Here is a 19,743-nt window from a genome sequence, read left to right on the forward strand (position 1 = left end):
AGAAGAGTAGACAGTGTCCGATTGAACAGGGAGGAAGCGCCGTAGGATTGAGAGCGTTTCTGCAAATACTGGGCTGTTGAAGTTCGCTCCGGAGCAGTTCCTTGAACCTCAGGCGCCATGTGAATGGCGAATGTGCAAGTAGGGGATACCGGTTCACGACCGTTACAACGTGCAGAGCGAGACAATGATGCATAGCATGAACAATCACCTGTAACTAGTTGCCGTAAGGCAGAACGCCGGGTGAGCTGAGCTTATTGTCTAACGAGGGTGGTACCACGGTCTTTTCGTCCCTTACCGGGAGAAAAGACCTTTTTTTGTTGTCTGAAAAGCTGGATATGAAGAAAGGGGACTGAACAGGCGATGAGCGAAACCATCCAAATGAAGGAACATTTGCTGGCCTTGAAGGAAGAAGCACTGGAAGTATTGGAGAAGGTGGCAACACCCAAGGAGCTGGCTGATTTACGGGTCAAATATTCGGGGAAAAAGGGCGCACTGACTGAAATCTTGCGCGGTATGGGCAAGCTGAGCGCGGAAGAGCGTCCGGTTGTTGGACAGGTAGCCAATGAGGTGCGCGAGGCGATTGAAGAAGTCGTTAACCGTAAGCAGGACGAGTTCACGAAAGCAGAAACGAATGAGCGTCTGCAAGCGGAAAAGATCGACGTTACGCTGCCTGGACGCGCGTTGCCGCAAGGTGGACTGCACCCGCTCAACAAAGTGATTGAGCAAATCGAGGATATTTTTACAGGTATGGGCTATCGAGTGGCTGAAGGCCCACAGGCAGAGACGGATTATTATAACTTCGAAGCATTGAACCTGCCTAAAAATCACCCAGCACGGGATATGCAGGATTCATTTTACCTGACCGAGGATCTGTTGATGCGTACTCATACGTCACCGGTTCAGATTCGCGCGATGGAAGCGATGAAGGGCGAAACGCCTATTAAGGTTATCTGTCCGGGTACGGTTTTCCGACGTGATGATGACGATGCAACGCATTCTTTTCAATTCCACCAAATTGAAGGGCTTGTCATTGGAAAAGACATTCGTATGAGTGATTTGAAAGGAACCTTACTTCAATTTGCACGCGAAATGTTCGGAGAATCGACCGAAATCCGTTTGCGCCCAAGCTTCTTTCCGTTCACAGAGCCGAGCGCTGAAGTAGACGTGACTTTTGTGAAGAAAAATGGCGAACGTGTATGGATTGAAATTTTAGGCTGTGGCATGGTCCATCCGAAAGTGTTGGAGATGGGCGGTTTTGATCCCGAGGTGTACAGCGGCTTTGCATTCGGTATGGGTGTAGAGCGGATTGCTATATTGAAATACGGTATCGACGATATTCGTCATTTTTATAACAGTGACCTGTCGTTCCTGAAACAGTTTGCGCGTCAATAAACAACTATATCAAGGGAAGTGAACCCATATGAAAGTATCATTCGAGTGGCTGTCCGAGTATGTATCGCTGGATCAGGTAAGCGCGGAGGATCTAGCAGAGAAAATCACCCGTTCGGGTATAGAAATTGATGAGGTCGAGCAGCGCAATCAAGGGATTACTGGCGTCGTTGTCGGCTATGTTAAAAGCAAGGAAAAGCATCCAGATGCTGATAAGCTGAATGTATGTATTGTCGATGCAGGTCAAGAGGAAGATCTGCAAATCGTGTGTGGTGCCAAAAACGTGGATGCAGGTCAAAAGGTTCCTGTTGCAGTTGTAGGGGCAAAGTTGCCGGGAGATTTCCACATTAAAAAAGCCAAGCTACGCGGTGTTGTATCCATGGGCATGATCTGCTCGGCCAAAGAACTGGGCATGAATGACAAGCTGCTTCCAAAGGAATTGCAAGAAGGTATTTTGGTGCTGCCTGAGGATGCTGAAATTGGTATGCCAATTACGAAGCTGCTGGCGCTGGATGATCAGGTACTGGATTTTGATCTGACACCCAACCGTTCGGATTGCCTGAGCATGCACGGAGCAGCATATGAAGTGAGTGCGATTCTAGGACGTGACATTTCGCTGGCTGATCCGGCTAAGGATCTGGTGGAAATTAGCGATGCAGCAGCAGATCATCTGTCTGTGAAGGTAGATACTCCTGAACTGTGTACGCACTATGCGGCCCGTTATATCACAGGTGTAAAAGTGGGGGCTTCTCCGTTATGGATTCAAAACCGTCTGATGGCGGCAGGTGTTCGTCCGATCAACAACATCGTAGATATTACGAACTACGTCATGCTGGAATACGGTCAGCCGTTGCATGCTTTTGATGCGGATAAGCTAGAAAATGGAAATATTGAAGTTCGACTCGCTCGTGCCGGCGAAACATTGATTACACTTGACGATCAGGAGCGTAAGCTGGAGCCGCATATGCTGCTGATTACAGACGGTGTGAAACCAATTGCATTGGCAGGCGTGATGGGTGGAGCCAACTCCGAGGTTACGGATGCGACGGTCAGCATTGCGCTGGAATCTGCGAAGTTTGACGGCGGTACAGTTCGCAAAACATCCCGTCAACTTGGACTGCGTTCGGAAGCAAGTCTGCGTTTTGAAAAAGAGGTTGATCCAGGAGCTGTTGTGCCTGCTGTGAATCGTGCAGCTGCGCTGATTCAGCGTTATGCGGGAGGCACTGTACACCAGGGCATCGTAGAATCTGCGTCTGCAAAAGCTGAAAACCGCATTATCAAGCTGTCGCTAGATAAAATAAACCGATATTTGGGAACCGAACTGTCTTTGCTTGAGGTGAAAACGATTTTCGGTAGACTTCATTTCGGATGTGGCGACGCAGAGCAAGGGGTACTGGAAGTCGAAGTACCTACACGCCGTGGAGATATTACCATTGACGTGGACTTAATCGAAGAGGTAGCTCGTCTGTATGGTTACGACAATATCCCGACCACGCCGATTGAAGGGCCGACAACTCCAGGAGCTTTGACAGCATCGCAATCATTGCGCCGCTCCCTGCGCAGATTGCTGGCTCATGGTGGTTGGCAGGAGACGATCAGTTACTCTTTTGTACATCCGCAAAGTACGGGGTTATTTAATGCCCTGACAGAAGGTAGCCATCCGGTACGTTTGGCTATGCCTATGAGTGAAGACCGTAGTGTTTTGCGTACGAGTATCATTCCACAAATGCTGGATACAGCGGTCTACAACATGAATCGCAAGCAAGACAATCTGGCGATTTTTGAGATGGGAACGGTATTTTATACAGAGGAACAAACATTAACCCGTCAGCCGCAGGAAATTCAAGTGCTTAGTCTACTGCTGACTGGGGTACGCCGTGAAAAACAATGGAATATTGGTGCTGAAAAGGTTGATTTCTTTGATATTAAAGGCGCGCTTGAAACGGTGTTTGACTATTTCGGGTTGAGTGCCAGCATTCGTTATGTGGCTGACCAACCGCAAAGCTACCATCCGGGCCGTTCCGCTTCGGTATGGCTGGATGTGAATGGGAACTCTCAACGGATCGGTACCATTGGGCAGATTCATCCGGAGCTTCAACAATCTTATGGGCTGAATGATACGTATGTAGCGGAAATTGCGTTGCAACAGGTCGTTGAACACGCAAACTCTCATATTCAGTTCAGAGAGCTGGCTCGCTTCCCATCCGTGGAACGTGACATTGCCCTCGTGGTAAATAAAGACGTTGAGGCAGGTGAACTGCTTCGTGTTATTCACGCTGCAGGCGGAGAGCTATTGCAGGATGCGCGAGTGTTTGATGTATTTACAGGCAGTAAGCTTGGTGAAGATAAGAAGAGTGTAGCTATCTCTCTGACCTATCGTCATTGGGAACATACGTTGACGGATGAAGAGATCAATGCGGCGCATACTCCTGTCGTTACGTCTCTGGAACAAACTTTTGGAGCGGAATTGAGAAAGTAGCAGGAAATGCGGGAAGCTGTATCGAATCTTAGTGACAGAGGTTCGATACGGCTTTTTGGCCTATCATCATAGGAGCTCTCTTACTCTGATATTTACCCGCTGCGGGGAAGCCGGACTAATAAGGTTGAACGCTTCACGGAAGGCGGGTTACCATAGTACCGGACACACCTTAGAATCAACATACAGTAGTATTGAAGGAGGGCATAATTGTGACTACACCAGATCGTACTCGCGTCACTGTAGAGATCTACGGTACTTCTTATAAACTCGTCGGCAGCAATACCGATTATATGAAGCAGGTTGCCAATTACGTGGATGAGCGTATGCACAGCATTTCTCAAGCTCATTCGCGTCTGGATATGCCCCGAATTGCCGTGCTGGCTGCGGTTCATATGGCAGAGGAAGCTGTACAAATCCAGGAAATTCAGAGTCATATGAACCGCTTAGCAGCGGAACGAGCAGAGCTCCGGGGGGATCTGGCGCAACTCCAGACGGCTCTAGGGGAACAGCAGCAAAAAAATACAGATATGCATCAATCTCTTATTCAACTAAAGGAAGAAAAGGAAGCAACGCAGAAGAAGCTGATGGAAACCGAATCTGTATCAGCCAAGGAGATTGCCCAATTGAAGGCAAAGCTGGAACAGCAGGAGAAAAAAGCGGCTGAACTTGAAAATGGACAAAAACAAGCTAAACGTGAATTAGAGGAGTCTCGTCAAGAAGCTTCTCGCAAGCTGAAAGAGCAGCAGGAGGCGGCCAATGCCCGTATCCGGCAGATAGAAGAGCAGATGAAGAAGGAAGTGGCTGAAGCGGCTAAACAGGCTGAAGCCAAGCTGTCAGCTGCAGAGAAGACTCATCAGGAGCAAAAGCGTACAGAACTGGACAAGCTGCGATCTGCTTTGCAGCAAGAGCATAGTAAGAAGGTAAGCGAATGGCAGACCAAGTGCTCCGGGCTGAATGAGCAGCTGGAGCAGGAACGTAAACAGGCTGAATTGGCGTTGAATGAAGAAAAGCTACAGCATCAGGAAGCGCAGAAACGAGCTGATGAAGCTGCACTGGAGCAGGAGATTCGGGTTGAGGAGCTTCAGGAACAATTAGAACAAGTACAGGCAGGCAGTACAGAGCTTTCTTCTCGTCTGGGAGAGGCTCAAGAGCAAGCAAGAGTACTGAAGCAACAACAGTCCGAGCTGGAGTCTGTACTGGAAACACAACGACAGGTTGCGATAGAGCGAGAGCAGGCAGATACGCTTGCGCGTGAAGAACTGCAAAGCCGATATGATCAATTAGAAGCTGAAGCCAAGGCTGCGCAGCAGCAGACGGCTAAGCTGGAGGAAGAACAGCGGCGGATGCAGAAGCTGCTGGAGCAAGCTCACGTATCTTCTCGCAAGCTGCAAAGTGAGCTGGCTACGCTAGCTGAAAGCGAGAAGTCATGGAAGAAACTTGCAGAAGAACGCCAGTTGGCTGTTGATGAGCTGGAGCTCTCCCTGCTGGAAGCACGTGAACAGAAGGAATCGATACAGGAGCAATTACAGCACGCAGCGGCTGAGCTCGAAGCTATTAATGATAAATTTGCTTCACAACAGCAACGGCTAGTTCAACTCGAAGCGAGAATCAAGGAGCTTTCACCTGAGCTGATTCGTGTTCAGGATGAGCTTGAGAAAGCCAAAGTCCGAGAGCAAGAGGGAGCGAAGGCGTATCAATCGCTTCAGGAGCAATATGGAAGCATGAAGAGCCGAGCTGGACAGCTGGAGCAAAATATCAAGCAGCTTCAACAGGAAGATCACGAACGGCGGAGTAAGCTGGAACGTGCTGAGGAAGAATCTCTGGAGTGGCAACTTAAATACGATCAGTTGAAGGCAGAAGCGGAACGTCTGGAAGCTGAAGATGCTGCCCGTAAGGAAGAATTTGCATCTTGGGAACGTGAAATAGCGGTAACAGTTGAACAAAAGGAACAGCTTCAGGAGGAGACTCGTTTGGCGGTTGAAGCTGCCAAAACGGCGAAAGCTGAACAGCAGTCCATAGAGCAGGAACGAATGGCCTTGCAGTCTGAATTGGACGAAGTGGGTCAAAAATATGAAATGGCGGCGCATCAGCTTCGTTTGTTACAAGTACAACAGGACGTAGATCGGGAAAATACGGAGAAGATTTCTACAGAATTACGTCAATTACAGGAAGAATACACTAAGCTTCAAACGGAGTACAATGAATGGATTGAACTTATCGAACAGGATCAGTAGATACGGATTATAAATGTATGGCAATCCCCGGCTGCTCATCGCCGGGGATTGTTTGCTTATTGTATCCACTCAGAAGTGTTGATGACAAAAAGCTGTCCTTTGGCAGACGAAATCTGCTTCGGGACAGCTTTGCCGGGAGGGTCTACTGAAATTATTTCCCGTCTTTGCGACCGGCTTCAAACGGTGTCGATACCGGAATGAACAGGTCGATAATCCCGATAACCAATGCAGCGAGCAATGCGCCCAGAACGGAAACACTGACATTGGTCACCACATACTGAGCGATCCAGATAACCAGAGCGCTCACTAGAAAACCTACGATACCGCGTCCAAATGGAGAAACGCGTCGGCCGAACACTGCCTCGATGATGTAACCAACCAAGGCAATGACAATGGCAAGAATCAGCGCGCTCCAAAAGCCGCCTACACTAAATCCGGGAACGATCCAGCTTACGACCATCAGCACCAGAGCGGCAACGATGAAACGTACAATGTGCCCGAGAATGCTCACGGAATAACCTCCTTTGTTTTTTGAATTTACAGGGTTAGACAAAGGTTAGTGTGTGGCATGAAGAGCTTTCTTATGTGTAAAACAGAGTTGGCAAATAGCGTAAGTTTGCTGCTTTCGGTATAATATAGATATAAGTGAAAGGAGTAGTGAAGTTGGACTCTAAAATTTTCAAAACCCTTGAATATCAAAAAATTCTAAATAAACTAAGTCACTATGCCCAAACGGCAACGGGACAACAGACAGCCCTTCGACTACAGCCCAGCGATGATTTGGAGCATATCAAGAAAATGCTGAAAGGCACGGATGAGGCTTATGCTGCTGATCGCCTCAAAGGAGTGCCTTCATTTAACGGAGTAGTAGGTATCACTCCGGCGGTGAAGCGTGCCCGTATTGGTGGAACGTTAAGCCCGCAGGAGTTGCTCGGCATTCGGACAACAGTTCAGGCCGCACGCCGTATACAGGTATACGTGACAAGTTTGCATGAGGAAAATCCTGTCGAAACATTGCTGTATTGGAGTGAGCAGCTTTCGGAGCAGAGAGGTTTGGAAAACTCCATTAAAGGCTGTATTGACGAGAATGCAGAGGTGCTGGATTCTGCCAGCACAGAGCTTTCTCAAATCCGTCGGGAGCTGCGCTCGGGAGAAGTGCGTATTCGTGAAAAGCTGGATTCCATGATTCGTTCCTCAACTGTCTCCAAAATGCTTCAAGATCAGTTGATTACGATTCGCGGAGATCGGTTTGTGATCCCGGTTAAGGCCGAATACCGTTCTTATTTTGGCGGAATTGTTCATGATCAATCCGGGTCTGGTGCAACATTGTTTATCGAGCCTGAATCCATCGTAGCCATGAACAATAAGCTGAGGGAAACAAGGCTGAGAGAAGAGCGTGAAATTGAAGTCATTTTACAAAAGCTGACCGCACTCGTCGCAGAACAAGCAGATATGTTGCTGTATGATGTGGACATTTTGGGCAATCTTGATTTTATTTTTGCAAAAGCGCGTCTCGCCCGTGAAATGAAGGCAACCTTACCTTTAATGAATGACCGCGGATATTTAAAGCTGAAAAAGGGCAGACATCCTCTAATTCCGTTGGAGCAGGTTGTTCCCATTGATGTGGAGTTAGGCAATTCATACACCTCTATTATCGTTACCGGACCGAACACAGGGGGGAAAACCGTTACCCTGAAAACCATTGGCCTACTTAGCTTGATGGCGATGTCTGGACTGTTTGTACCTGTTGAGGATGAAAGCCAGCTGTGTGTATTTGATGCAATCTATGCCGATATTGGTGACGAGCAGAGCATTGAGCAAAACTTGAGTACATTTTCCAGTCACATGACCAATATCATTAGCATCCTGAAAAATATGACGCCAAAAAGTCTTGTATTGCTTGACGAAGTGGGGGCAGGAACGGACCCCGCAGAAGGTTCGGCTCTGGCTGTATCTATTTTGGAGCATATACATGCCATGGGTTGCCGCATGGTTGCGACGACTCACTATAGTGAATTGAAGGCGTATGCCTATGAGCGCAAAGGAATTATTAATGCAAGCATGGAGTTTGATGTCGCTACATTAAGCCCGACTTACCGCCTTCTGGTCGGTGTACCCGGACGAAGTAATGCATTTGCCATTGCCGAGCGATTGGGATTGCCAGGGCGTATTTTAGACTATGCCCGTGGTGAGGTAACGGAAGAAGACCAGCGCGTTGAGCACATGATCGCGTCACTGGAGCAGAACCGTTTGGCAGCTGAGCAAGAACGGGAAAAAGCGGAGCAGCTACGTAAGGAAATGGAAGCATTGCGTAGCCGTCATCAGATGGAGCTGGATAAGCTGGAGTCCCAACGGGACCGTATGCTGGAAAAAGCTGAGGACGAAGCAAGGGTTCTCGTGGATAAGGCTCGTAGTGAAGCAGAGAAAATCATTACTGATTTGCGTAAATTGGCTCAGGAAGAAGGGGCCTCGGTTAAGGAGCATAAGCTGATTGCAGCTCGCAGAGAACTGGATGAGGCTGAACCGAAACAACGCAAAAAAAGTACCGTCAAACGCCCGGCTGCTACGCGTACTCGTTCTATCATGGCTGGCGATGAAGTATCCGTCCACAGTCTGAATAAAAAAGGACACGTGGTTGAACTGTCCGGTACCAAGGAAGCTGTGATTCAACTGGGAATCATGAAGATGAAGGTCAGTCTGGATGATCTGGAACTACTGCAACCTGCACAAACAACGACTCCAAGAGTTCAAAAACCAGTGACTGGCGTTAAGCGGACACGTGATGATAACGTACGAAGTGAACTTGATCTTCGGGGGGCGAACGTGGAGGAAGCCTTGATGGAAGTGGACCGCTTCATGGATGAAGCGTTTCTGGCCAATCTGGGTCAGGTACACATTATTCATGGTAAAGGTACGGGTGTCCTGAGAACCGGTATTCAGGAGTACCTCCGCAAGCATAAGCATGTGAAAAGCTACCGTATCGGTAATTACAATGAAGGCGGCACAGGCGTAACAGTTGCTGAATTGGAATAGCTAGGGGTTGCCGGCTTTGCCCGGGAACGCTTGGTAGAACGGGAGGGACGAAGTGAAGATGGCGATTGATGAATTGCTGTCACATCCGTTGGGGATGATGCTGGGTTATTTCTCGGTGGCGGTGCTGGAGCTAATTGTATTTTTGTCGTGTTTTGAGCTGGTAACCCGCTATAAATGCTGGGAAGAGATCAAGCGCGGTAATGTTTCGGTAGCCATGGCTACGGGAGGGAAAATGTTCGGTATTTGCAACGTACTCCGCTTTGCAATGGAAGCCAAATCCAGTGTGTATGATACGATGATTTGGTCGTTCGTTGGCTTTTTACTGCTTCTTGCGGCGTACTTTCTTTTTGAGTTTCTGACACCGGTATTTTCTATCGATCAACAGATTAAAGAGGATAATCGTGCTGTCGGCTTGTTCTCCATGATTATTTCCATATCTTTATCTTATGTGATCGGTGCCAGTGTAACTTGACATATCTTGTATACTAGAGCTTGGTATACGCTTGGAACGGAAGGATGATAAAGCTTGGAAATGACTATTTGTCCATGGTGTAACATGGAAATTATTTGGGATGAAGAATTAGGACCTGAGGAAGAATGTCCTTATTGCCATAATGATCTAAAAGGGTACTCTGACATCACCGATGATGAAGATGAGTCTGTTTCTCCACCTGTTCATAGACATGCCGGTGAGCATGGACATGAAGAGAAGAAACATGATCATGTGGCTTCTGTAACCCCGGCGCCCCACTCTCATGGAAAAGAAGACCTGAAGGGTTATCGGACATTGAGTATTCAGCTCGGTGATGATGAGGAGCAGGATATTTTATATGAGGCAGAGGATGAAATCGTAGTTGAAAAACCGGTTGATGCACCGTTGTTGCAGGATAATGAGCTTCATAAGTTGCCTGTGCTGCATACTTTGCAAAAATTTGAAGAAAGCGGTGCGGATCTGATGGCTTATGAACAAGGCGCTGAACAAATACTCGACAGACAAGATGAGGTTCTTGAATGTTCTCAATGTGGGGAGTACATGCTGCATGCAGGTTCGCAAACCGTAACCAGAGAAGGTTTTGAACCGTCGATGTCTCCAGCGCTCGGCAAGCCCGTTCTGGATTTGCCGTTCGTCTTGAATGTTTATGTATGCCCTAGCTGCTTCCATGTCCAGCAGACGCTGTCAGAGAATGACCGACTGCGGATGCTGGAGAAGCTCAGCGGTATTTCCAACAATTAAATAGCAATCCCCCGGATAGGCCCAAGCTCAATACGGGCATCTTAAATCGAAGAAATCTTTGAACAAGCTGGCTTGAAATAAGCTGATTGGTGATTTTTCGGTTAGGGGGAACTGCATTGAAATCAAACCTGAACGGACAATCCATTCTGCTATTAAGCTTGAATGGATTGTTTGTGTTTGCAGCAGCATTGTCAGGCACATTTCTTAATGTGTATTTGTGGAAAAGCAGGCAGGATTACGCGATGATCGGCTGGTTTAATGTTAGTCAACAAATTGCACTGGGAATTATGGTCTGGGTGGCTGGAAAGTGGGTCAAGGAACATAACAAAATGAATGCCCTACGCGTGGGGACCGCATTATCAGGCCTATTTTATCTGATCGTGTTATATACGGGACCGCAGGCTGTGAACTACATATGGCCGCTCGGGATGCTGCTGGGTGCAGCATTAGGTTTATTCTGGCTGGCGTTTAATGTGATTTTTTTCGAAGTCACGGATCAGGCAAGCCGTGATCATTTTAACGGATGGGTGGGTCTGCTGGGCTCGTTTTCTGGTATAGTGGGTCCTTGGCTGTCCGGTTGGATTATTGCCCGTATGGAGGATGACGCAGGTTATCGCGTGATATTCAGTATTTCCTTGGCCTTTTATGTCGTAGGAGTGGTGCTTAGTTTCTTTCTTCGCAAACGTAAGCCGACAGGAAATTACAATTGGAAAGAGCCCAAGCAACGATTGTCACAAAAAAGGAGTATGTGGCGTCCGTTGTCGTTATCGCTTATTGCCCAGGGCATCCGTGAAGGGGTGTTTGCCTTCCTGATTACGCTGCTCGTATATGTAGCTACTCAACAGGAATGGAAGCTGGCACAGTTTTCACTTATCACCTCGGCGGTATCATTTTTCAGCTTTTGGGCTGTCGGAAAATGGCTCAAGCCACACTATCGTTCGGCGGGTATGCTGTTGGGTGCCGTGTTGTTGGTGATCGCGCTATTACCGTTATTGTGGCGTATGGAGTATAGCACACTACTGATTATGGGGATCGGCACCGCTTTATTTATGCCTTTATATTTAATTCCCATGATTTCTGCGAGCTTTGATTTAATGGGTACGAGTAAAGGAGATGCCAATCAGAGAGTGGAACTGGTTGTGTTGCGCGAACTATGCTTAATGGTAGGCCGATTGACCGGAACACTCATTTTCTTGGGTGTCCTAAGTATCAGCAAGGCTCCTACGGCGATGATCTGGTTGTTGATTGGCCTTGCATTGATGCCAGTGCTCGGATGGTTTTTTATGCGAAGTGTGCTGAAAATGGAACAAAAGACGAAGCAGAGCAAATCTCATTCCCATGCACAACGCTGGCACAAGCAAACCGAATAGTTTGAAAATACATTAAAAAAGACCTCCAGACCCAATTAGTAGGGGAAAGAGGTTCTTTTTGTATTCATATGTTAAACCATCGGTTCCGTTGTTTCAGGCGAGGGCTTGGTAGTACGGATTAGAGAATAAAGCTCCATTTCAGGTCGGTGTGTGCCCGTCAGTTCATCAGCCAATAGCTGTGCGGCCATCATACTCGTAACCGTCCCATTTCCCCCGTAACCCTCCAAAAAATAGCAGTTTGGAAAACGTGGATGTGGACCAATATACGGCAAGCCGTCGTGAGAGGAGCCGAATACAGCCGCCCAAGCATAGTCGATCTGAAATGGAACACCCGGAAAATGCTCCTGTAGCGTTTGCAGCAGCTTTTGCTGTTGGTGTAGCAGCCTGATTTCACGTTGATGGGCGTCCAGTACAGGTTCATCCAAACCACCAATAATGATGCGTCCTTCCGGTGTTGAGCGTATGTACAGATAAGGACGAGCAGTTTCCCAAATCAGACACTGCTCATACCACAAGGGAACATCTCCGATTGGATTGGTGGCGATAGCATAAGAGCTTTCTAGAACGGCTCCGCGATCTGTTTTAATCTCCTGTGTTTCATAACCCGTTGCAAAAATGATTTTTTTCGCTCGGATAATTCCACCGCTGGTATGACAAACAACTTCATTTTCGTTGAATTCAAAATGCTTGGCTTCCGTATACTCATATAAGCGTACACCGAGACGGCTGGCGGATTGCAACAGTCCTTGGGCAAACAAAAATGGATTAACCTCGGCATCTTCGTGCGTGTACAAGGCTGCTGATTTTCGAAAAGGAAATCGGGCTGCAATCTGTTGCTCATCCCAGTATTCGACGGGAAATCCAAACCGGGTTAGCTGTTTGTACTCTTCCTGAAGCATCTGCACATCCTCCGATGTACTTGCATAGTACAGGCTACTGCGGCGTATAAAGAATGGATCAATTTCCAGCGTGGTAGACAGTTTTTCCAACTGATCCAGAGCATCTTTGCACATACGGTAAAACAGTACACCGTTCGTTTCACCAAACGTATTGATGAAGGAGGTTAAGGTCTTATCATTGCTATATTGCAGCAGTCCGGTATTGGCCGAAGAACTTCCATGTACCAGCTTGCGTTTATCAATAACCACGGTGTCTACCTGTCGTTCTCCCAATAGCCGGGAGCAGATGGACCCACCCATCCCGCCTCCGATGATCAGTACATCACAATTTAAATCCTCTGCCAAAGGCGGAAAATCCGATGTTTGCTCCAAGGTACTCGGCCAATACGTATTCCCGCTAATCAATTCCATATAAACAGCACTCCTTATAGGCAATATGTAGTATCTCTTATGTGTACATAGTATTTCGCCAAACGGACAAGATAACCAGCGTGCAACAAAACATTTAAGGAGGCACAGAGACTATGCAATCTACCAACATGCAACCCTTGACAGGCAAAGAGCTGGAGTACATCGTGGACTCCATTTCCAATGAAGAACTGCTGCTCAAGCAATGTACGGCGACAGCAGCATCCATTCAGCATCCAGCCATTCAGCAAGCTTGTCTGCAATTCGCGAGAACTCATGAGAACCACCTGAACCTGCTTTCCAATGCACTTCAACAGCACCAGCAGCTTGCTCCTATGCAACCGCAACAGTAATTATGGATTAACCAATAAAGGAGGTAATATCACGATGTTTTCACAGAACAATACGTCATTTATGCCCGAAGAAGATTTGCTCTATACCATTCTTGCCGATATGAAACGCACGGTGGGAGAGTATACAACAGCGACAACGGAATCCAATTGTCCGTCTGTGCGTCAGATGTTCACCGACCTTACGAACGATACGCTGCGCCTACAAGGCGATTTGTATCGTCTGATGAGTCAGAACAATATGTACTCCACTTCGTCAAAAGCACTGCGCATCGATTTGGACAAACAGATTCAAGAAGCTCGCAAGACCCAACACGAATGCCAACAGTTCATTCAGCAAAAGTCGTCATCAGCGGGGGGATATGGTCAACCTATGCATCAGCAAGGGCAGCCTACTCACCAAAATAACCCTTACTATATGTAAACGGGATATTCCGTTTTTGAAGCAATTTCCCATAACAGCCGTCCGTCTGCCGGGTTTACCGGGGCGGACGGTTTTTCTTTGCAGGTTTAAAGTGCGTATTGTATGATGTATAGTAATCTCTTTCGATGGAGGCCTTATGTAGAATGACAGAGCTAAATGGTTTGAAATTAAAAGTGCTGGAATTGTTAAAAGAAGATGCAAGAAGAACACCGACTTTGTTGGCTACTTTACTGGGGGTTGATGAGCAGGATATACGCACCTCAATTAAAGAGCTCGAAGACCAACATGTAATCGTTAAGTACGCCGCCGTAGTCAATTGGGATAAAGTCGACGACGAAAAGGTTACTGCTTTGATTGAAGTACAGATTACACCCGAGCGTGGAAGAGGATTTGAAGGTATTGCAGAACGGATTTATTTGTATCCGCAAGTTAAATCGGTTTATCTCATGTCTGGAGCATACGACTTGCTGGTAGAAGTTGAAGGCCGCAACCTCCGTGAGGTCGCTAATTTTGTGTCGGAGAAACTGTCTCCTATTGACTCGGTCTTGTCCACCAAGACTAATTTTACGCTTAAAAAATACAAGCAGGACGGAATTATCTTTGAGGATCATCAGGAAGATAATCGTCTGGTGATTTCGCCGTAAAGGAAGATCATGATGAATCTCAAAACAGAAGCATTTACCGACAGTAACAAAGCCATGAGTTCCTATTTGTCCCCGTTGGTGCGCGAAATTCCATCTTCGGGCATTCGTAAGTTTTTTGACTTGGTGGGTGGCAACAAGGATATTATTACCCTTGGTGTAGGCGAACCGGATTTTACAACCCCTTGGCATATGCGGGAAGCCTGTGTCTATTCATTAGAGCGAGGTTTTACCAGCTATACGTCTAATGCGGGAACGCCAGAACTGCGTGAAGCGATTAGTGATTATCTGAATGAGCAATTTGAAGTTAATTATGATCCTAAAAATGAGATTATCGTGACCGTTGGGGGAAGCGAGGCGATTGATCTTGCTTTGCGTGCGTTAATTGTACCTGGCGACGAAATTCTCGTGCCCGAGCCGTGCTACATTTCATATTCTCCAATCACTTCAATTGGAGGCGGGATTCCGGTAGGTATTGAAACATTTGCTAAGGATGAATTTAAGCTGACGGCTGAGGCGTTGGAGGCAAAAATTACACCTAAATCCAAGGTGCTGATTTTATGCTATCCGAGTAATCCAACTGGGGCTACGATGACTTATGAAGATTGGCTTCCGATTGCCGAAGTCGTGGAAAAGCATGATTTGATCGTCATTTCTGATGAAATTTATGCTGAATTGAATTATGGAGAGAAGCATGTTAGTTTTGCCGCTATGCCTGGTATGATGGATCGTACGATTCTCGTCAGTGGTTTCTCCAAAGCCTTCGCCATGACAGGCTGGCGTATTGGATATACATGCGGACATCCAGATCTGATTGCGGCTATGCTCAAAATCCATCAGTACACCGTAATGTGTGCGCCTTCTATGGGGCAAGTTGCGGCACTGGAAGGCTTGCGGAATGGTTTGGGTGAGAAAGATCGTATGGTAGAAGCCTATAATCAGCGTCGCCGTCTGATGGTTGAAGGGTTCCGGGAAATCGGCCTGGAGTGCCATGAGCCAAGAGGGGCTTTTTATGTTTTCCCTAGTATTCAAAGCACGGGACTTAGCTCAGATGAATTTGCACAGCGTCTATTGGCAGAGGCTAAAGTTGCGGCTGTACCGGGTAATGTGTTCGGTTTGGGAGGCGAAGGCTATCTTCGTTGCTCATACGCGACTTCTGTTGCTCAGCTGACGGAGGCACTGGATCGGATTGGTCATTTTGTAGAAAAAGTAAGAAAAGAAGGTTAAAATTATTTTTTTATGGGTAATTCATAAAAAATAGTCTTTTATTTCTAAATTTCTATGCTATAATTTGAATTCGAAAGCAGGAAGTTCAATTTTTCAATTGTAGGAGGAATGCTCATGTCATATGTTGGATATAATTCGTCTAGTTCAATAGGATACGACATTTCCCTAGAAGATGAAATTTTGTTCCTGCGCAATGAGATGATGCGGACGTTTCAGGAAGAGCAGTCCTTCACCTCTGATCTTGTCATCGAGATTAGTTGCAAGCTCGATTTGAAAATCAATGAATACATGAAAATGTATGGTACGGAATGCAAGGTTTAACCGTGTGAAGTCAGCCAAAGGTAAGAAGGAGGCCGTAGGGCCTTCTTTTTTTGCGTTCACAACTTATGATATATTAATGGCATGGAAGAGGGGGCATACATATGAGAGCAGGGCTAAAAAGGCTATCGCCATGGATCATCGGAATGTTGGCACTTGTATTATTGGCTGGATGTGGGGGACGGGACAAGGACAGCTTCTCCATTTTTATTATGGATAAAGGGGATGCTTCAGTCATCCGTGAAGAGCTGGCACAAAAGCTTAAGGATAAGCTGGGCGAACAGGCTCCGACTATTGAGATTTCAGTCAGTCCGCTGTATAACCAGCAGAAGCTGGTTGTAGAATATGCGGCCGGGGAGCATGATCTGTTTCTTTTGCCGGAAGAGGACATGAAGCTGTATGGACAGAATGGTTCGAATCTGCCGTTAGATGATGCTTTTGACAAGAAGACGTACGCTCGGGGCGTGTTCGAGGGCGGCGTATTTAAGAAGAAGGGGCAGGAGGAAGAAGAAACAGATGTAAGCAAGGAAACTCATTTGTTCGGAATTCCGGTGGAGCAGATGAAGATGTTTAAGGAGCTAAAATATAACTCAAAAACATTATTTGCTACCGTGCCGCCTCGTACAAGCAATAAGGAAGAAGCCATCAAGGTGCTGAAAGCACTTACGGAATGATAAGGGGGATGGAGTAATATGGGGATCTATACCAGAACAGGTGATGAAGGACAAACTTCTGTGATTGGAGGTCGAGTGTCCAAAGATGATGACCGTGTGGAGGCATACGGTACAATTGACGAGCTGAACAGCTTTGTAGGACAAGCGATCAGCTTTGCCGAAGGGGAAAAGTTTGCGGATATTCGGACTCAATTGGAGGAAATACAGCAGGAGCTGTTTGATTGTGGTTCGGATTTGGCGTTTGTTAAAATCAGTGAAAGCAAATATAAGGTGAAAGACGAGCTGGCAGAGCGACTGGAAGGCTGGATTGATGCATGTCAGGAGGAAAATCCGAAGGTGGAGCGTTTTATTATACCGGGTGGTAGCACATTATCCTCAACGCTTCATGTTTGCCGTACGGTTTGCCGACGCGCGGAACGCCGTGCTGTTACACTAGGTAAACATACGGACATCAATCCGGCGGTACGTCGGTATTTGAACCGTCTTTCCGATTATTTCTTTGCCGTTGCTCGCACAGCGAATGTCCGTCAGGGTGTGCCCGATGTCGAATATGTGCGCAGCAAAAAAGTGTTCCGCAAATAAGGAGGCAACCGGGAATTTGTGATGAGCTTGTACTATGAACCTATCGTATATACGATCCCTCCTGAGGAGGAGGGCATGCTGTTGAAGACTATTTTACAAAAACGTATGAACATTTCTCGAAAGTTAATATCCAAACTCAAGCTGACCGAGCAAGGTATTATGCTGAACGGGACACGTGTGTACATCAGCGTAAAGGTGAAGTCCGGGGATCGAGTAGAAATTCGCATGGAGCGCGAGCGTTCTGATGATATTTTACCTGAACCCATTCCTTTTGAGATATTGTTTGAGGATGAACATTTGTTAGTGGTGAACAAGGCGGCGGGTATGATTGTCCATCCAACTCACGGTCATTACACTGGAACACTGGCTAATGGGGTTGTGCATTATTGGCAGACCAAGGGAGAACTGTTCCGGTTTCGTCCTGTTCATCGTCTTGATCAAGAGACGACGGGTGTGCTGGTAGTAGCCAAAAATCCGTATGTACACCAGCATATTTCTGAGCAGATGATTGCGGGAACGGTGGATAAGCGCTATACGGCTCTGGTGCATGGGCGCCCTGAGCTGCAGGAAGGTAAGGTTGACGGACCGATTGACCGCAACCCGGATAATCCGCATTTACGTATGGTGACCCCGGATGGTTATCCTGCCCTTACGCTGTATAAGCTGGAGGAAGTGTGGAACGGGGGAAGTCGCATCGGACTAAAGTTGGAATCTGGGCGTACGCACCAAATTCGAGTGCATATGACTTATATCGGTTGTCCGTTGATCGGAGATAAAATGTACCGGATTACACCCGATGATGCTGCGCAACGTGAACGATATGATCAGCTTGATGCCAGGATGCCTCGACAAGCCTTGCATGCCTCAGAGCTGTCCTTGGAGCATCCTGTAACCGGGGAGCGGCTGACGTTCTATGCTCCTCTACCTGAAGATATGGCTGAAATGCAGGAGCTATTAAGAGCGCAATATTTTTCAGAATAAAATATAAATAAGCTATCGAAACCAAATGGAGGTTAATCTAGCGATGAGCCAACTGAAAGTATATCAGTATTCTAAATGCAGTACCTGTCGTAATGCAGTGAAATGGCTGCAAAACAAGGGACATGAGACGGAACTTATTCCTATTTTTGAACAGCCGCCCGGCCCAGAGGAATTGGAAGATTTAATTCGAAAAAGCGGGCTGGAGCTGAAAAAGTTTTTTAATACAAGCGGTGAGGTGTACAAAGAGCTAAAGCTGAAAGATAAGCTTGGAGACATGAGTCGTGAAGAGCAAATTTCGCTTTTATCCTCGAATGGTAGATTAATCAAACGCCCGATTGTAACCGACGGGAACAAAGTAACGATAGGATTCAAAGAGGAAACATTTGAGGGCACATGGGAAGCTCAATAACGCCCAATTTACACTCACGATATGTTATACTGTGGGGGTTAAATATTATGATGAATGGGAGCAATACAATCTGTGACACAACGCAATGAACAATCCGTAATGCTGGTTGACGGCATGGCCCTGCTATTTCGCGCTTATTATGCAACCGCCGCAAACGGTTATATCCGTCGTACAAAAGCTGGGGTGCCAACGAACGCCATCTATGGTTTTATTCGATATTTTTGGGATGCAGTCCAAACGTTTAATCCTACACATGTCATTTGCTGCTGGGATATGGGCGGAACGACATTCCGTGGGGAACATTTTGCTGCGTATAAAGGAAACCGAGCCGACGCACCAGATGATTTGATTCCCCAATTTACATTGATTCGTGAAGTGACGGACAGCCTCGGCATTCCCAACATTGGAGCGGAAGGCTTTGAAGCCGATGATTGTATCGGTACGCTTGCACGCCATTATTCGCAAAATGAGGACATGGATGTAATGATTCTCTCAGGAGATCATGATTTACTTCAATTAGTGGATGAGCGGACACGGGTCATTATTATGAAAAAAGGGCACGGCAATTATATGGTATACACTCCGGAGACCCTGCTGACTGAAAAAGGGCTTAAGCCACGCCAAGTGGTGGACCTTAAAGGCCTGATGGGGGATGCAAGCGATAATTATCCAGGAGTACGAGGTATAGGTGAGAAAACGGCACTCAAGCTGGTGCAGGAATACGACTCTATTGAGGGCATTCTGGAGAATCTGGATCAATTAACACCCTCGGTCCGTAAAAAAATTGAGAGTGATTTGGATATGCTGCATCTTTCACGCAAACTTGCTGAAATTCACTGTGGTGTACCTGTAGCATGTGCTTTGGATAGCTGTCTGCTGACGCTGGATCACGTGCAAATTGTAGACAAGTTTGAGCAGCTTGAAATGAAAAGCTTGTGTACATTGATGGGTGTCGCAACCGGATCTTAATAAAGCTGTTAGGCTTGATACGGACAATTTAAGTAAAGTAAGTAATATAGGGATGCTGACGCTTGGTGCGTTAGTGTCCTTATTTATATACCCATATGTCGACGGAGTTATATAGTCATGTG

General features: G+C 46.9%; 19 protein-coding genes. 17 read left to right on the forward strand and 2 right to left on the reverse strand.

The features are described 5' to 3' along the window. The first annotated feature begins 360 nt into the window (after positions 1–360). The 3 genes from pheS to zapA all read left to right on the forward strand — a co-directional run bounded on the left by pheS (position 361) and on the right by zapA (position 6,102). Positions 361–1,392 (forward strand): phenylalanine--tRNA ligase subunit alpha, encoded by a 1,032-nt coding sequence (gene pheS, locus JOE49_RS13005; RefSeq protein WP_269321413.1) that lies wholly within the window; start codon positions 361–363, stop codon positions 1,390–1,392. 28 nt (positions 1,393–1,420) lie between these two features. Beyond that, on the forward strand, positions 1,421–3,868 hold the full coding sequence (pheT, locus tag JOE49_RS13010) for a phenylalanine--tRNA ligase subunit beta (RefSeq protein ID WP_104495088.1): 2,448 nt from the start codon (positions 1,421–1,423) through the stop codon (positions 3,866–3,868). Between the two features lie 209 nt (positions 3,869–4,077). Then, a complete protein-coding gene (gene zapA / locus JOE49_RS13015; RefSeq protein ID WP_209941447.1) occupies positions 4,078–6,102 on the forward strand; it encodes a cell division protein ZapA in 2,025 nt (674 codons plus the stop codon). Positions 6,103–6,253: 151 nt separating this feature from the next. Here zapA and JOE49_RS13020 read toward each other — a convergent pair whose 3' ends face one another. Beyond that, positions 6,254–6,613, reverse strand: coding sequence for a phage holin family protein (locus tag JOE49_RS13020; RefSeq protein WP_023987773.1), 360 nt, complete (start codon positions 6,611–6,613; stop codon positions 6,254–6,256). Positions 6,614–6,765: 152 nt separating this feature from the next. Between JOE49_RS13020 and JOE49_RS13025 the strand changes: the two genes are divergently transcribed. The 4 genes from JOE49_RS13025 (at position 6,766) to JOE49_RS13040 (ending at position 11,739) form a co-directional block, all read left to right on the forward strand. Continuing rightward, positions 6,766–9,135: an endonuclease MutS2 gene (locus JOE49_RS13025; RefSeq protein WP_209941449.1), complete on the forward strand. Its 2,370-nt coding sequence runs from the start codon at positions 6,766–6,768 to the stop codon at positions 9,133–9,135. Between the two features lie 58 nt (positions 9,136–9,193). After that, positions 9,194–9,607, forward strand: a complete 414-nt coding sequence (locus JOE49_RS13030; protein ID WP_013309402.1) for a DUF350 domain-containing protein — start codon at positions 9,194–9,196, stop codon at positions 9,605–9,607. Between the two features lie 54 nt (positions 9,608–9,661). Then, the gene (locus JOE49_RS13035) at positions 9,662–10,369 is read left to right on the forward strand and encodes a hypothetical protein (protein ID WP_209941451.1); all 708 of its coding nucleotides are present in this window, start codon (positions 9,662–9,664) and stop codon (positions 10,367–10,369) included. Positions 10,370–10,485: 116 nt separating this feature from the next. Beyond that, positions 10,486–11,739: an MFS transporter gene (locus JOE49_RS13040; RefSeq protein ID WP_209941453.1), complete on the forward strand. Its 1,254-nt coding sequence runs from the start codon at positions 10,486–10,488 to the stop codon at positions 11,737–11,739. A 71-nt stretch (positions 11,740–11,810) separates the two neighbouring features. Here JOE49_RS13040 and JOE49_RS13045 read toward each other — a convergent pair whose 3' ends face one another. Continuing rightward, the gene (locus tag JOE49_RS13045) at positions 11,811–13,049 is read right to left on the reverse strand and encodes an NAD(P)/FAD-dependent oxidoreductase (RefSeq protein WP_209941455.1); all 1,239 of its coding nucleotides are present in this window, start codon (positions 13,047–13,049) and stop codon (positions 11,811–11,813) included. Positions 13,050–13,162: 113 nt separating this feature from the next. On the opposite strand from JOE49_RS13045, the gene JOE49_RS13050 reads away from it, so the two are divergent. The 10 genes from JOE49_RS13050 (at position 13,163) to JOE49_RS13095 (ending at position 19,621) form a co-directional block, all read left to right on the forward strand. Further along, a complete protein-coding gene (locus JOE49_RS13050; protein ID WP_013309406.1) occupies positions 13,163–13,399 on the forward strand; it encodes a hypothetical protein in 237 nt (78 codons plus the stop codon). A gap of 34 nt (positions 13,400–13,433) precedes the next feature. Further along, the gene (locus JOE49_RS13055; RefSeq protein WP_013309407.1) at positions 13,434–13,820 is read left to right on the forward strand and encodes a spore coat protein; all 387 of its coding nucleotides are present in this window, start codon (positions 13,434–13,436) and stop codon (positions 13,818–13,820) included. 143 nt (positions 13,821–13,963) lie between these two features. After that, positions 13,964–14,464, forward strand: coding sequence for an Lrp/AsnC family transcriptional regulator (locus tag JOE49_RS13060; protein WP_209941458.1), 501 nt, complete (start codon positions 13,964–13,966; stop codon positions 14,462–14,464). A 12-nt stretch (positions 14,465–14,476) separates the two neighbouring features. Beyond that, the gene (locus JOE49_RS13065) at positions 14,477–15,688 is read left to right on the forward strand and encodes an aminotransferase class I/II-fold pyridoxal phosphate-dependent enzyme (protein ID WP_023987780.1); all 1,212 of its coding nucleotides are present in this window, start codon (positions 14,477–14,479) and stop codon (positions 15,686–15,688) included. A 114-nt stretch (positions 15,689–15,802) separates the two neighbouring features. Then, complete coding sequence (locus JOE49_RS13070) at positions 15,803–16,009, forward strand: aspartyl-phosphate phosphatase Spo0E family protein (RefSeq protein ID WP_023987781.1); 207 nt, start codon at positions 15,803–15,805, stop codon at positions 16,007–16,009. A gap of 101 nt (positions 16,010–16,110) precedes the next feature. Beyond that, positions 16,111–16,680: a type 2 periplasmic-binding domain-containing protein gene (locus tag JOE49_RS13075; RefSeq protein WP_209941460.1), complete on the forward strand. Its 570-nt coding sequence runs from the start codon at positions 16,111–16,113 to the stop codon at positions 16,678–16,680. Between the two features lie 18 nt (positions 16,681–16,698). Further along, positions 16,699–17,262, forward strand: a complete 564-nt coding sequence (locus JOE49_RS13080; protein WP_028542959.1) for a cob(I)yrinic acid a,c-diamide adenosyltransferase — start codon at positions 16,699–16,701, stop codon at positions 17,260–17,262. Between the two features lie 21 nt (positions 17,263–17,283). Beyond that, positions 17,284–18,243, forward strand: coding sequence for an RluA family pseudouridine synthase (locus tag JOE49_RS13085; protein ID WP_209943612.1), 960 nt, complete (start codon positions 17,284–17,286; stop codon positions 18,241–18,243). Between the two features lie 43 nt (positions 18,244–18,286). Further along, on the forward strand, positions 18,287–18,652 hold the full coding sequence (locus JOE49_RS13090; RefSeq protein WP_023987785.1) for an arsenate reductase family protein: 366 nt from the start codon (positions 18,287–18,289) through the stop codon (positions 18,650–18,652). Positions 18,653–18,724: 72 nt separating this feature from the next. After that, entirely contained in the window at positions 18,725–19,621 is an 897-nt protein-coding gene (locus JOE49_RS13095) for a 5'-3' exonuclease (RefSeq protein ID WP_013309415.1), read from the forward strand. Positions 19,622–19,743: the final 122 nt, after the last annotated feature.

Source organism: Paenibacillus sp. PvR133 (genome assembly GCF_017833155.1).
GTDB classification, from domain to species: domain Bacteria; phylum Bacillota; class Bacilli; order Paenibacillales; family Paenibacillaceae; genus Paenibacillus; species Paenibacillus polymyxa_B.